Source organism: Microbacterium sp. SA39, assembly GCF_000967865.1.
Lineage (GTDB): Bacteria > Actinomycetota > Actinomycetes > Actinomycetales > Microbacteriaceae > Microbacterium.
In genome coordinates, this window is the sequence record NZ_JXRU01000033.1 from 172626 (window position 1) to 185792 (window position 13167).

Here is a 13167-nt window from a genome sequence, read left to right on the forward strand (position 1 = left end):
CAGATCACCAAGTGGGAGCGCCCATGGGCAGGTCATTTCGACCGATTTCACCCATTCTTCTTGACACTCTGCTCTCGAGACGTTCGCGCACCCCGCCCCCACCCCGCCGATTCGCCCGTTGCGTTCATCTTCCCGTGCCCCGAGGTTCATCTCAGAGGCCTATCTTGAGTGCGGGCGCGTGACCGCAGGTAAGCATCTGCCCATTCTTTGTAGACACACGACAAGAACCGAGTAATGTCGACTCTGACATCACTCGACGACGAGAAAGGACGACCATGGTCGACATCCGGAAGAAGCGCTGGGCCCTCATCGGGTTCGCGGCAGTCACGGCGATCGCACTGACCGGCTGCGCAGGCGGCACGGAGCCCTCCGGTGGAGACGAAGAGTCGGGCCCGACCGACGAGGGCGGCACGCTCATCGTCTACACGAACTCGAACAGCGACGGACGCGGCGAGTGGGTCACCGAGAAGGCGGCCGAGGCCGGCATCGAGATCGAGATCGTCGGGCTCGGCGGCGCCGACCTGACGAACCGCATCATCGCCGAGAAGAACAACCCGGTCGGCGACGTGGTCTTCGGCCTGAACAACATGTTCTTCGAGCAGCTCAAGGCCGAAGAGGCCATCTCCGCCTACGAGCCCGAGTGGAGCGGCGAGGTCCCCGCCGACGCCGGCGACGCCGCTGACGGCGTGTACTGGCCGCTGGTCGAGCAGGCCATCGTCACCGTCTACGACGAGAACCGCATCAGCGACCCGGTCTCCGACGAGGAAGAACTCTGGAGCGACGACGAGTACGCCGGCCGCTTCGAGGTCAACCCGGCTCTCGGCCAGGCCACCCCGCAGCTCGTGCTGGCCAGCATCCTCAGCCGTCATCTCGACGAGGACGGCGATCTCGGCGTCAGCGACGAGGGCTGGGAGCTCGTCGAGTCGTACTACGCGAACGGCTCCCCGGCCGTCGAAGGCACCGACCTCTACGCCCGCATCACCCGTGACGAGATCGACTACGGAGTGCTGCCTTCCAGCGGCATCGAGGCCCGCGACACCGAGTACGCCACCTCGACCGGCATGATCGTGCCCGAGTACGGCGTGCCCTACGTGACCGAGCAGATCGCCCCGATCGCCGGCACTCCGCGTGAGAAGACGGCCCAGGAGTTCATCGACTGGTTCGGCAGCGCCGAGGTGCAGGGCGAGTTCGCGGCCGAGTTCAACTCCATGCCCGTGAACGAGGGCGCGGTCGAGCAGGCCAATCCCGAGGTCGTCGACCTGATGGCCGAGCTTCCGCGGCAGGAGATCGACTTCTCGTTCGTGAGCGAGAACCTCGGCGCCTGGGTCGAGAAGGTCACGCTCGAGTACATCGGCTGATCGGGAAGACCGATCGGGAAGAAGACACCATGATCCGTTTCGAAGACGTCGACGTCGTGTTCGGCGACCATCGTGCGGTCTCGCAGCTGAATCTCGAGATCCAGGAGGGTGAGTTCTTCACCCTCCTGGGTCCCTCGGGCTGCGGCAAGACCACGGCACTCCGCTCCCTCGCCGGCTTCGTCGAGCCGACGGGGGGTCGCATCCACATCGGCGGGCGCGACGTCACGGGCGTCCCCAGCGAGAAGCGCGATGTGGGCATGGTGTTCCAGAACTACGCGCTCTTCCCCAGCATGAACGTGCGCGACAACATCGCGTTCGGCCTCACTGTGCAGAAGGGGTCGGACAAGGTCTCGAAGGCGGATCAGAAGCGGCGGGTCGACGAGATCGCCGACCGCACGGGGCTCGCCTCGTCACAGCTCGACCGCAACGTGTCGGAGCTGTCGGGCGGACAGCAGCAGCGCGTCGCGATCGCCCGCGCCCTGGTGCTGACCCCGCGCATCCTGCTGCTCGACGAGCCGCTGTCGAACCTCGACGCGAAGCTGCGCGTGCAGCTGCGCGAACAGCTGAAAGAGCTGCAGCGCGAGGTCGGCGTGACGACGGTCTACGTCACGCACGACCAGGAGGAGGCGCTGACCCTCAGCGACCGGATCGCCGTGCTCGACGCGGGAAAGCTGCAGCAGGTCGGCACTCCCGAGGAGATCTACGACCGCAGCGCGACGCCCTTCGTCTGCCGGTTCATCGGCGAGAACAACCGGCTCACCCCGGCGATGCTCGTGGCCATCGGCGGCGGCCTCGACACCACGGCCGAGAGCTATGTGCGTCCCGAGAAGCTGCATCTCGCGCGGCCGGAAGAGCGAAGGGCGGATGCCGGTGCGACGGCATCCGCTCCCACGGCATCCATCGACGGATTCGTGCTCGACCGCACGTATCACGGCGGCCACAGCGTCTACACGGTGGAGACCGCGGACGCGACGGTGCGCGTGAGCGTGCCGGCCGCGGCGAGCGCCGACCGCTGGGATGCCGGAGACGCGGTGCGCGTCGACGTCGATCCGCGCTGGATCCTGCAGTACCCGGCGGCGTGACATGACCGATCCGAAGATGTCCGCCCCGGTCCCGCCGCCGTCGGCAGGGCTCCCCGGCGAGGCCGGCGTGCTGACCGCCACCACACAGAGCGAGCAGCCGGACAAGAAGAAGCGCACGGCCCCGCGCGGCGGCATCCGCTCGATGCTCCGCTCGCCGATGGCCTGGGTGACGGGCGTCGTCGTGATCTGGTTCGCAGTCGCGTTCCTCGTGCTGCCGAACGCGGCGCTGCTGGCTGCGACCTTCTTCCCCGAGGGGCAGTTCAGCATCCGTGCGGTCGAGAAGCTGCTGGGCAGCGAGCGCGCGCTGAAGACGCTCGGCAACAGCTTCCTGCTCGCGGTGACGCTGTCGATCACGGTCAACGTGGTCGGGGTGTTCATCGTGCTGGTGACGCAGTACTTCCGCATCCGCGGGGCGAAGATCCTCTGGCTGGGCTACGCGACGACGCTGATCTACGGCGGCATCGTGCTGGCCGCCGGGTACAACTTCGTCTACGGCCGCTTCGGGTTCTTCACGAACGTGATGGTCAACTGGTGGCCCGACATGGACCGCGACTGGTTCTCGGGGTTCTTCGCGGTCGCGTTCGTGATGACGTTCGCGACGACCACGAACCACATGTTGTTCCTGTCGTCGTCGCTCGGCAAGGTCGACTACGCGTCGATCGAGGCGGCGAAGCTCATGGGGGCGTCGTCGTGGACGATCCTGCGCCGCATCGTGCTGCCGGTCATGAAGCCGATGCTGTTCGCCGTCACCGTGCTGACCTTCCTGATCGGTCTCGGCGCGCTGACCGCTCCCCTGGTGCTCGGCGGGCCCGACTTCCAGACCGTCGCGCCGCTCATCATCGACCTGTCGCGGAGTCCGATCACGCGGGACATCGCGGCGCTCCTGGCGATCGTGCTGGGGCTCGCGACCATCATCCTGCTGGCGATCATGAACCGCGCCGAGAAGTCGGGTGTGTACTTCTCGGTCGCGAAGGTCGCGACGCCGATCCAGAAGCAGCCGATCCGCAATGCGTTCGCGAACGTCGTGGTGCACGTCATCGCATACGTGCTGTGGGTGATCTACCTGATCCCGGTGATCCTCATCGCCGTGTTCTCGTTCGTCGATGCGCGCAGCATCCTCGCCGGCACGATCACGTTCGAGAGCTTCACGCTCGACAACTATGTGACGGTGTTCAGCAGCCCCGCGGCGCTCAACCCGTTCATCGTGAGTGTCGTCTACAGCGCGCTCGCCTCACTGATCGTGGTCGTGGGACTGCTGTTCGTGGCACGGGTGCTGCAGAAGTACCGCAACGTGATCACGAGCGCGATCGAGTACGTGCTGCACATCCCGTGGATCCTGCCGATCGTGCTGATCGCCCTCGCGTTCGTGATGGCGTTCGACGAGCCCCAGGCGATCGTGGGCAACATCGTGCTCACCGGCACCCCGGTGCTGCTGCTGATCGCGTACATCTGCGTGAAGATCCCGTTCACGCTGCGACTGCTGAAGGCCGGCTTCGCGTCGGTCCCCGACTCGCTGGAGGATGCTTCGCGCATTCTCGGCGCGCGGTCGCTGACGGCCTTCCGCCGGGTGATCATCCCGCTCGTGCTGCCGACCGCCGCCGCGATCACCGCGCTGAACTTCAACAGCCTGCTCGACGACTACGACGCGGCGATCTTCCTGTACCAGCCGCTGTACAAGCCGCTGGGCGTGGCGATCCAGGAGAGCACTCGCGGCGAGAACAATCTCGACGCGATGCCCATCACGTTCGTCTACACGGTGCTGCTGATGATCATCATGGGTGTCACGATGTACCTCGTGTACGGACGAGGATCGGGAACCGGATCGAGTCGGAAGAGCTCGCAGAAGACGCGGAAGACGCGTTCCGCATGAGCGCCGACGACCAGGCGACGCCCGCCCTGCGCGTCACGATCGCTGATGTGGCGTCGGCGGCCGGAGTGTCTCGGGCCACGGCCACGCGCGCGATGAAGGGCGAGGGGCGCTTCGCCGAGGAGACGCGGGAGCGCATCCTCGAGGTCGCCGAACGGCTCGGCTACGTGCCGAACACGATGGCCGCCGAGCTCGCCGCCGGACGCACCGGCACGGTCGGGCTGATGCTGCGCGATGCGAGCAACCCGGCCTACGGTCTGCTGTTCTCGCGCCTGCAGGACGAGGCTCACCGCCGCGGACTCGACCTCGTCACCGTGACGATCGGCGCCGATGAGCAGGGCACCAAGCAGGTCGGTGCGCTGCATCGGCTGCTCGGGATGCGGGTGGCCGGGCTCATCGTGGCGACCGGCGGCATCACCGGCGCGCAGCTCGAGCCGTTCGCCGACCAGGTGCCGATCCTGCGCGCCGGGCGCGTGGAGGATTCGGCGCGCATCCACACCGCGCACTACGACGACGAGAAGCACGGACGGATGCTGGCCGACCACGTCATCGCGCTGGGGCACCGGCACGTGGTCGTCCTGGGCGGAAGTCCCGAGGCGTCGTACCCCGAGCACCTGCGCGCCATGGCGATGCGCGAGACGCTCATCGAGGCCGAGGTCGCGGTGACGATGATCTCGGCGGGCGCGCGCCCGGAAGAGGGCGTCGACGAGGCGCTCAAGGCCGTGCGGGCCGGGGCGACCGCGGTGATGTGCGCCTCGGACTACCGGCAGCTCGCGGTGATGCGGGCCTCACGGGCGCTCGGCCTGCGGGTACCGGACGATCTCAGCGTGACCGGGTGCGACGGCATCCTTCCCGGTGCCGACCTGCTCGGACTGACCACGGTGCGGATTCCCGTGGAGGCGGTGGCGTCGGCGGCGGTCGAGACCATGCAGCGGCTGCTGACCTCCGGCGAGTCGGATGCCGTGATGCGCCAGGCCTTCACCGGCGAACTCGTGCCCGGAACGACCGCACGCCCGATCTGAGCTTTCACCTTTTCGCTCTTCAGGAAGAGACATGATCCTCACCGAACACCCGCGACCGTCGCACGTCTTCGTGCACATCTCCGACACCCACCTGCCGCGCGAGCGTTCGCCGCTCTACGGCAGCGGAGCGGATGCCGATGCGAACCTCGAACTGATGCTGTCGCGGCTGGTCGACTCGGGCATCCGTCCGGATGCGCTGCTGCTGACCGGAGACATGGCCGACCGGGGCGATGCGTCGGCGTACGTGCGGCTGCGTGTGCTGATCGGGCCGGCGGCGGAAGCTCTCGGGTGCGAGGTGGTGTGGGCCGCCGGCAATCACGACGACCGCGGCGCGATGCGGGCGGAGCTGGGGCTGGGACCGGCGGTTTCCGGTACCGAGGGTGCCGACGCCTCGGCGGCGGACCCGATCACGGAGGTGCGGTGGTTCGGAGGGATGCGCGTCATCGTCGTGGATTCGACGGTGCCGGGCGCGCACTGGGGGGAGGTGCCGTCGTCGCAGCTGTCATGGCTGGAGGGGGAGCTGTCGACGGCGGCACCGGAGGGCACCCTGCTGCTGATGCATCACCCGCCGCTGCCGACGGTGCTCGACCTGGCCGTCACGGTCGAGCTGCGCGGCCAGGGCCCGCTCGCGCAGGTGCTGCGCGGGTCCGACGTGCGCGGCATCCTTTCGGGACACGTGCATCACCCGTCGTTCGGGACGTTCGCGGGTGTGCCGGTGGCTGTGGCGTCATCGAGCGCGTACGGACAGGATCTCGCGCAGCCCGTCGGCGCCACCCGAGGGCAGGATGCCGCGCAGGGCTACAACCTCGTGCACGTCTACGACGACACGATCGTGCACTCCGCGGTGTCGCTCGCGGCCGGTCCGGATGTCGGGGAGCCCGTGGCGGCCGACGAGGTGCTGCGGCGCATCGAGCGGCGCGGGGTCGGCTGGCGCGAGCGGGTCTGACGGCGCGCGTCTGACGGCGCGCGCCAGACGGCGCGCGTCTGACGGCGGAGGCTCAGCGCACGAGCGAGGGCCGCTTGCTGTCGAACTCCCAGTCGGGCACCAGGTACTGCATCCCGACCGCATCGTCCCGCGCGCCGAGTCCGTGCTCGACGTAGAGCTCATGCGCCTCGGCGAGCCGCGCGCGATCGAGCGTCACGCCGAGCCCAGGCCGGTCGGGCACCTCCACGGCGCCGTCGCGGATCTGCGGCGCGTTCACCGTCAGCTGCTGACCGTCCTGCCAGATCCAGTGCGTGTCGAGCGCCGTGATCTCGCCGGGCGCCGCTGCCCCCACCTGCGTGAACATCGCGAGCGAGATGTCGAAGTGGTTGTTCGAGTGCGACCCCCACGTGAGATCGAAGTCCTGGCACAGCTGCGCGACCCGCACCGAACCCGCCATCGTCCAGAAGTGCGGATCCGCGAGCGGGATGTCGACGGCATCCGATCGAATGGCATGCGCCAGCTCACGCCAGTCGGTCGCGATCATGTTCGTCGCCGTGCGCAGCCCGGTGCGTCGACGGAACTCCGCCATCACCTCGCGACCGGAGAAGCGGCCCTCGGCACCGCACGGGTCCTCGGCGTACGCGAGCACATCGCGGAGGCGACGGCCGATGCGCACGGCATCCTCCAGCAGCCACGCCCCGTTCGGGTCGAGCGTGATCCGCGCCTCGGGGAAGCGCTGCGCGAGCGCGGTGACGACGTCGGCCTCGGTGTCGGCGTCGAGGACGCCGCCTTTGAGCTTGAAGTCGGAGAATCCGTACCGGGCCTGCGCGGCTTCGGCGAGGCGCACGACGCCCTCCGCTGTCATCGCCTCCTCCCGCCGCACGCTCTCCCACGCGTCACCGCTCTCGCGCAGGTACGGAAGATCGGTGCGGTCCGCGTCGCCGATGAAGAACAGATACCCCAGCATTGGCACGCTCTCACGCTGCTGACCGTCACCGAGCAGCTCCGCGACGGGCACGCCGAGGTGCTGGGCGTGCAGATCGAGGAGCGCCGACTCGATGCCGGTGACGGCATGCACGGTCGTGCGCAGATCGAACGTCTGCAGCCCGCGCCCTGCGGCGTCGCGATCGGCGAAGCGCGTCGCGATGGACCGCAGCAGCGAACGGTACCGACCGACCGGCTCATCCCGGAGCAGCTCGCCGGCGTCGGCGATCGTCGTGCGGATCGACTCGCCGCCGGGAACCTCGCCGAGCCCCTCGCGTCCGTCCGAATCGGTCGCGACGACGATGTTCCGGGTGAAGAACGGCCCGTGCGCGCCGGAGAGGTTCAGCAGCATCGAGTCGTGCCCGGCGACCGGGACGACCTCGATCTTCTCGATCGTGGGGACGGCGGTCATGCCGATGCCTCACGCCGCCCGTCGACGAGACGCGGCAGGTGCCAGGGGTTGGCCTCACGCAGCGCCTCGGGCAGCAGCTCGTCGGGGATGTTCTGGTACGCGACCGGGCGCAGGAAGCGGTCGATCGCGAGGGTCCCGACGCTGGTCGAGCGCGAATCGCTCGTGGCCGGGAAGGGACCGCCGTGCACCATCGCATGCCCGACCTCGACCCCGGTGGGCCAGCCGCCCGCGAGGATGCGCCCGACCTTGTGCTCCAGCACGGGCAGCAGGGCCGATGCGAGCTCGTGGTCGCCCGCGCCGAGCTGCAGCGTGGCCGTCAACTGACCCTCCAGCCGCGCAGCGGCCTCGACCAGCTCGGTGACATCGCCGTAGCGCACCACGAGCGACGCGGCACCGAAGATCTCCTCCTGCAGCACCTCGTCCTCCTCGAAGGACGTGACGTCTGCGGCGTGGATGACCGGCGCGGGAGCGTGCGGCCCCTCGCCGTCCGCCCCCTTCGCGAGCACCTCGGCGTGGGCATCCCTCGTCGCGACGCCCTCGCGCCACGCGCCGGCGATGCTCGGCGAGAGCATGGTCTGCCCGGTGGCCGCGCGAAGGACATCCGAGACGGCCCGCAGGAACGCCTCACCCTGCTCGCCGCGCGGGACGAAGACGACACCGGGCTGCGTGCACAGCTGTCCGCTCGACCCGGTCACGCTCTGCACGTAGCCTGCGGCGAGCGCCGCCACGTCGCCGTCCAGCGCGCCCGGCAGGATGAACACCGGGTTCACCGAGCTCATCTCGGCGTACACGGGGATCGGCACCGGCCGCTCCTGCGCCGTGCGCACGAGCGCCAGACCGCCGGCGCGGGATCCCGTGAATCCGACGGCGTGGATGCCGGGATCGGCGACGAGCGCCTGACCGACGCTGCGCCCGGGGCCGAAGATGTGCGAGAACACCCCGGGGTGCAGACCGTGCGCGGCGATGGCGCGGGCGATCGCCCCGGCGACGAGCTCGCTCGTTCCAGGATGCGAGCTGTGCGCCTTGAAGACAACAGGGCAGCCGGCGGCGAGGGCTGATGCCGTGTCTCCCCCGGCCGTCGAGAACGCCAGCGGGAAGTTGGACGCACCGAACACGGCGACCGGTCCGAGCGGGATCTTGCGCTGGCGGATGTCGACGCGCGGCAGCGGCGAACGTTCAGGCTGCGCGGGATCGATCCGCACACCCCGGTGCTCGCCGGCACGCACGACCGCCGCGAACAGCCGCAGCTGTCCAGTGGTCCGCGCCCGCTCGCCGAGAAGGCGCGCCTGCGGCAGCCCGGTCTCCTGCATCCCCCGCTCGATCAGCGCATCGCCGATCGCCTCGATCTCGTCGGCGATCGAGTCGAGGAATGCGGCGTGGGCCTCGGGCTCCAGGCGCGAGAAGGAGGTGAAGGCCTCGGCCGCGGCCGCCGTCGCCTCACGGAGCTGCTCTACGTCGATCTGCGAGTACGGCGGATCGAGCTGCTCGCCGGTGTCGGGCGCGATGGCGTGCAGCGGTGCTCCGGTGCCCGGCACGGAACGCCCGGCGATCGAAGAATGGCCGGTGAGGACGGCGGTGGTGGTCATGTCACACTCCTGGATTCAGCGGCAGTGATTCAGCGGCGAGGGGGTCGGCAGCGAGGTTCAGACGGGAACGGAGGCGAGCACCCCGGAGCGCTCGAGGAGCGCCGCGAGATCGGCGTCGTCCTGCTCCGACAGGTCGTGCAGCGGCGGGCGGACGGGGCCGACGCCGCGTCCGGTCACGCGGAGTCCGGCCTTGACGATCGAGACGCCGAACCCGCGTCCGCGGTTGCGGATCTCGAGGTAGGGCAGCACGAACCGTCCCAGCTTCTCGGTCACGGCGGCGCGGTCCTGGGCCCGCACGTCGCGGTAGAACTCGAGCGCGAACTCGGGAACGAAGTTGAACATCGCCGAGGAGTACGTGCTCATGCCCATCTGGAGCAGCGGCAACGCGTAGGTCTCGGCCGTGGGCAGCCCGCCCAGGTAGAACAGGCGCTCGCCGTTCTTCACATAGACCGAGGCCAGGTGCTCGATGTCGGCCGTCGCATCCTTGAAGCCGATGACGTTCTCGTGTCGGTCGGCGAGCGCGGCCATGGTGTCGGCCGAGTAGATCGCGTTGCCGCGGTTGTAGACGATGATCGCGAGGCTGGTCGCGGCGGCGATCGCCGAGACGTGCTCGAGCAGCCCGGGCTGGTCGCACTCGGTCAGGTACGGCGGCAGCACGAGGATGCCCTCGGCGCCGGCCTCCTCCGCCGCGCGGGCGTTGGCGATCGCGTGCCGGGTCCAGCCGCCGGCCGATGCGAGCACCGGCACCTCGGGCCGGGACGACTGCACGGCCGCGCGGACGACCGCGGCGGATTCGGCGGCGTCGAGGCTGAACCCCTCGCCGGTCCCGCCGGCGGCGAACAGTCCGGAGACGCCGAATCCCGCCTGCCACTCCACGTGCTCGCGGTAGCGCTTCTCGTCGAACTCGAGCTCCGGCGTGAACGCCGTCGCGGGGAACGAGAGGAGACCATCGCGGAGGTGGTCGGCCAGCTCGGTGGGCGTGAATCGTGCCACGGTGCACTCCTGGGGTTTCTCGCCGGTGTCCGGCTCGGATCTGAACACTCGTCACGCTATGCGCGAAACGATGCGCCTACAAACCAAATGGTGGATGGATCAATGCCGCGACTGCATCAACCGGCGGGCGTCTCCGGAACCGGAGTCGGCAGCGGCTCACCCGCGAGGTGGGCGCGGAGGTTCGCCAGCGTGAGGTCGCGCATGTCCTGGCGGGTCTCCGTCGTCCCGCTCCCGACATGCGGCAGCAGGGTGACGTCATCGCGGATCAACCGCTCCGGCACGTGGGGCTCGTGCGCGAACACGTCGAGTCCCGCGCCCGCGATCTCGCCGCTCTCCAGCGCGACGATGAGCGCATCCTCGTCGACGACCGACCCGCGTGCGATGTTCACGAGGAACCCGTCCGGTCCGAGGGCGCGGATCACCTCGGCATCCACCAGTCCCTCCGTCGAGGCTCCGCCGGGAACCGCCACGACGAGCACGTCCGACCGGCGTGCGAGGTCGACAGCGGAGGGCACATGCTCCCAGGGCACGCCCTCGACGGGGCGCCGGGTCGTGTAGAGGATCGTGGTGTCGAAGGCGGCGGCGCGACGGGCGATCGCCTGCCCGATGCGGCCGAGACCCAGCACGCCGACCGTGCTCCCCGAGAACCTGCGCGTCAGCGGGAACCCGCCCGACTCCCACCGGCCGTCGCGCAGGAACCGCTCGGATGCCCCGAACCGGCGGAACACGTCGAGCATGAGCCCGAGCGCGGTGTCGGCGACGCAGTCGGTCAGCACGTCGGGTGTGTTCGCCACCCGGATGCCGCGGGCAGCCGCCTGCGCGACGTCGGTGGTGTCGTATCCCACGCCGAAATTCGTCACGATCTCGAGGTTCGGCAGCGCCGCCATGAGCTCGGATCCGACGCCGACGCGGCCACTGGTGACGACGGCGCGCACGGCTGCCGCGACCGCCGGATCGAGGGTCGCGACATCGTCGGGGAGGCGCACCACGGAGTACTCGTCCCGCAGGCTCTGCTGAAGGGATTCGAGCAGCGGGCCCGCCTGGGCGACGGTGCCGGGAGCGACCGGGGAGGCGGAATCGGGAAGGTTGGTCATGGCGCGAGACTACGACCAGCCAACGATGCGCTGCCATAAGCGAAGTTGCATGGATTGATGCGCGTACTGTATTCATGGGGTGAGACCGGCGGAATCTCGCGGATCGCGCTGCGGTCGACGGATGCCGCGGGGCGCCTGGCATCGACGCGACCCGCCGATGCCACCCGCGCATCGGTTGACGCTCGTGAAGCGGTCTGCGACATTCACAACGAGCCGACAGCCATTCTGGGCCACGGCCGTCCCCTACCTGGAGGAACCGATGAAGCTTTCTTCCCCCCGACGCACAGCCACCCGAGCGTCTGCCGTCGCCGCCGGGATCGCGTCGATCGCCCTGCTCGCCTCGTGCTCCGTCGCGAACTCGGAATCGCCCGACGGCGGCGAAGGCGGCGGTGGCGACGACATGCTCCGCGTCGTGCTCCCGCAGGAGCCGCCCACGCTCGAGGCCTGCGATGCGAACCTGACCTCGACCGGCGTCGTCGTCCGCAGCACAGTCACCGAGCCGCTCGTCGAGCGCAACCCGTCCACGGGCGACCTGGATCCCCTGCTCGCCACCGAGTGGGAGCAGACCGGAGACACGGAGTGGACGTTCACCCTCCGCGACGACGTCACCTTCCAGGACGGCACGCCGTTCGACGCGGAGGCGGCCGCGTACTCCATCGATCGCGCCGTGAACGGCGACCTCGGGTGCAACGTCGAGGGCTACATCTTCGGCGACGAGGACCTCGAGGTCGAGGCCACCGACGCCACGACCCTCACGGTCACCACGCCGAGCGCCGACCCGATCCTCCCGCTGAAGCTCTCGTTCATCGAGATCGTCTCGCCCGAGACGTCCAACACCGAGTTCGTCCGCGAGCCGATCGGCACCGGTCCCTACGCGATCGGCGAATGGCAGGCCGGCACGAAGCTGACGCTCGACCGCAACGACGACTACTGGGGCGATGCGCCGCAGTTCGCAGCCGTCGAGTACCAGTGGCGTTCCGAGGGCACCGTCCGCGCCGCGATGATCACGAGTGGCGAAGCCGACATCGCTCTGGGCCTCAGCGCTGAAGACGGCATCGGCGACCTCGGAGTGAGCTACCCGAACAACGAGACGATCGCTCTGCGCTTCTCCGGTCAGACGGCGCCGCTCGACGACATCCGCATCCGTCAGGCGATCAACTTCGCCATCGACCGCGAGGGCATCGTCTCGTCGCTCTACCCCGACGGCGACAAGGTCGCCGCGCAGCTGATCCCCGAGGGCATCGTCGGATTCAACGCCGACCTCGAGCCGTGGGCGTACGACCCCGAGAAGGCGAAGGAGCTGGTCGAGGAGGCCAAGGCCGACGGCGTCCCCGTCGACACGAAGATCCTCATGCCGGTGCGCACCGCGCAGTTCCCGAAGGTCAGCGAACTCGGTGAGGTGCTGCGCGAGCAGCTCGCCGCCGCCGGGCTGAACGTCGAGCTGCGCATGGTCGACACCACGCAGCACCTGCAATACCAGCTGAGCCCCTTCGTGACGAACGAGGGCCCGATCGCGATGCTGATCCAGCACGGCAACCAGGCGGGTGACGCGCAGTTCACGGTCGAGCAGTACATGCTCACCGGCGGCGCACAGTCCGAGTTCGGCGACCCCGGTCTGGACGAGCTCATCAACACCGCACGCACCCTGACCGACGAGGAGCGCCAGACCGCATACGAGGAGGTGTTCGCCTTCGAGCGCGAGAACGTCACCGCCCTCGCGCCGATCGCCCACCAGACCGTCATGCTGGGGCTGTCGGACCGGGTGACGTATGAGCCCAACTCGTCCACCGGTGACGAGCTGCGCATCAAGGAGGTCTCGCTCGCGGGCTGACCGCGAGCGAGAG

General features: G+C 69.2%; 10 protein-coding genes. 6 read left to right on the forward strand and 4 right to left on the reverse strand.

Annotation, left to right across the window (positions count from 1 at the left end; all coding sequences use genetic code 11):
• The first annotated feature begins 275 nt into the window (after positions 1–275).
• The 5 genes from RS85_RS09715 to RS85_RS09735 are packed head-to-tail and all read left to right on the forward strand — an operon-like array spanning position 276 to position 6275.
• The gene (locus RS85_RS09715) at positions 276–1358 is read left to right on the forward strand and encodes an extracellular solute-binding protein (protein ID WP_046013236.1); all 1083 of its coding nucleotides are present in this window, start codon (positions 276–278) and stop codon (positions 1356–1358) included.
• Positions 1359–1387: 29 nt separating this feature from the next.
• Positions 1388–2440 (forward strand): ABC transporter ATP-binding protein, encoded by a 1053-nt coding sequence (locus RS85_RS09720; RefSeq protein ID WP_046013237.1) that lies wholly within the window; start codon positions 1388–1390, stop codon positions 2438–2440.
• Position 2441: 1 nt separating this feature from the next.
• A complete protein-coding gene (locus RS85_RS09725) occupies positions 2442–4310 on the forward strand; it encodes an ABC transporter permease (protein WP_327037212.1) in 1869 nt (622 codons plus the stop codon).
• Positions 4307–5329, forward strand: coding sequence for a LacI family DNA-binding transcriptional regulator (locus tag RS85_RS09730; protein ID WP_052703512.1), 1023 nt, complete (start codon positions 4307–4309; stop codon positions 5327–5329). The genes RS85_RS09725 and RS85_RS09730 overlap by 4 nt, the downstream gene beginning before the upstream one ends.
• 31 nt (positions 5330–5360) lie before the next feature.
• Complete coding sequence (locus RS85_RS09735; protein ID WP_046013238.1) at positions 5361–6275, forward strand: metallophosphoesterase; 915 nt, start codon at positions 5361–5363, stop codon at positions 6273–6275.
• A gap of 52 nt (positions 6276–6327) precedes the next feature.
• Here the strand turns inward: RS85_RS09735 and RS85_RS09740 are convergent, their stop codons facing one another.
• From RS85_RS09740 to RS85_RS09755, 4 genes are all read right to left on the reverse strand, one after another.
• Entirely contained in the window at positions 6328–7650 is a 1323-nt protein-coding gene (locus RS85_RS09740) for an enolase C-terminal domain-like protein (protein ID WP_046013239.1), read from the reverse strand.
• Positions 7647–9236, reverse strand: coding sequence for an aldehyde dehydrogenase (NADP(+)) (locus RS85_RS09745; protein WP_046013240.1), 1590 nt, complete (start codon positions 9234–9236; stop codon positions 7647–7649). Before RS85_RS09745 ends, RS85_RS09740 begins: the two co-directional genes overlap by 4 nt.
• Before the next feature lie 57 nt (positions 9237–9293).
• Positions 9294–10229 carry a 5-dehydro-4-deoxyglucarate dehydratase gene (locus RS85_RS09750; protein ID WP_046013241.1) on the reverse strand — a complete coding sequence of 312 codons (936 nt, stop codon included), beginning with the start codon at positions 10227–10229 and terminating at the stop codon, positions 9294–9296.
• Positions 10230–10345: 116 nt separating this feature from the next.
• Positions 10346–11323, reverse strand: coding sequence for a 2-hydroxyacid dehydrogenase (locus RS85_RS09755; RefSeq protein WP_046013242.1), 978 nt, complete (start codon positions 11321–11323; stop codon positions 10346–10348).
• Positions 11324–11582: 259 nt separating this feature from the next.
• Here RS85_RS09755 and RS85_RS09760 point away from each other — a divergent pair, with 259 nt between their 5' ends.
• Complete coding sequence (locus RS85_RS09760; RefSeq protein ID WP_046013243.1) at positions 11583–13154, forward strand: ABC transporter substrate-binding protein; 1572 nt, start codon at positions 11583–11585, stop codon at positions 13152–13154.
• Positions 13155–13167: the final 13 nt, after the last annotated feature.

Excerpts from the sequence above, each read along its gene's own strand:
- RS85_RS09715 (WP_046013236.1), top strand. The coding sequence starts at position 276 with ATGGTCGACATCCGGAAGAAGCGCTGGGCCCTCATCGGGTTCGCGGCA.
- RS85_RS09720 (WP_046013237.1), top strand. The coding sequence starts at position 1,388 with ATGATCCGTTTCGAAGACGTCGACGTCGTGTTCGGCGACCATCGTGCG.
- RS85_RS09725 (WP_327037212.1), top strand. The coding sequence starts at position 2,442 with ATGACCGATCCGAAGATGTCCGCCCCGGTCCCGCCGCCGTCGGCAGGG.
- RS85_RS09730 (WP_052703512.1), top strand. The coding sequence starts at position 4,307 with ATGAGCGCCGACGACCAGGCGACGCCCGCCCTGCGCGTCACGATCGCT.
- RS85_RS09735 (WP_046013238.1), top strand. The coding sequence starts at position 5,361 with ATGATCCTCACCGAACACCCGCGACCGTCGCACGTCTTCGTGCACATC.
- RS85_RS09740 (WP_046013239.1), bottom strand. The coding sequence starts at position 7,650 with ATGACCGCCGTCCCCACGATCGAGAAGATCGAGGTCGTCCCGGTCGCC.
- RS85_RS09745 (WP_046013240.1), bottom strand. The coding sequence starts at position 9,236 with ATGACCACCACCGCCGTCCTCACCGGCCATTCTTCGATCGCCGGGCGT.
- RS85_RS09755 (WP_046013242.1), bottom strand. The coding sequence starts at position 11,323 with ATGACCAACCTTCCCGATTCCGCCTCCCCGGTCGCTCCCGGCACCGTC.
- RS85_RS09760 (WP_046013243.1), top strand. The coding sequence starts at position 11,583 with ATGAAGCTTTCTTCCCCCCGACGCACAGCCACCCGAGCGTCTGCCGTC.